1 protein-coding gene is annotated in these 442 nt (G+C 52.9%); it reads right to left on the bottom strand.

The annotated features are described in order from the left end of the window. Window positions 1–244: 244 nt before the first annotated feature. A partial coding sequence (locus RCF13_RS00940) for a hypothetical protein (RefSeq protein ID WP_308140732.1) occupies window positions 245–442 on the bottom strand: 198 nt, incomplete at its 5' end.

Below are 442 nucleotides of genomic sequence, written 5' to 3' on the forward strand. Positions count from 1 at the left end.
GTATGCTGAAGCACGACCTGACCGCTGCCGAACTTGATGCAGTAGAATGTTCGGTAATATTCCGGGATCGAGTAGCCGTCATCGCCTTGCGGATCATAGTGCCTGCCGTCGGCATGATGACCAGATAACGATCTTGCGGGCTGAACAGCACATGCGTATATTCCTCGAAATACGCGTTTGTCTCCAACTACTCCCAATCTAATCCGGGACAAGCATACTCGGCATGGATCCGCTTTTCAGAACATCATACACTTTGACGATCCCTACACCCAGACCAACCACCAAGTACCGCGAATCGGGGCTGAACGCCAGACCGGCCTCTTGCCGCCTTTTCCTCCTCATACAACTTCATATTATCGGAAAAAGAGGCAGCCTCTGTCCCGTCCTCCGTATTCAGCAGCTTCAGCAAGCCATCCCAGTACATCACGGCCAGCAGCGATCC

This window comes from Stenotrophomonas maltophilia group sp. RNC7, from assembly GCF_030910085.1.
GTDB classification, from domain to species: domain Bacteria; phylum Pseudomonadota; class Gammaproteobacteria; order Xanthomonadales; family Xanthomonadaceae; genus Stenotrophomonas; species Stenotrophomonas sepilia.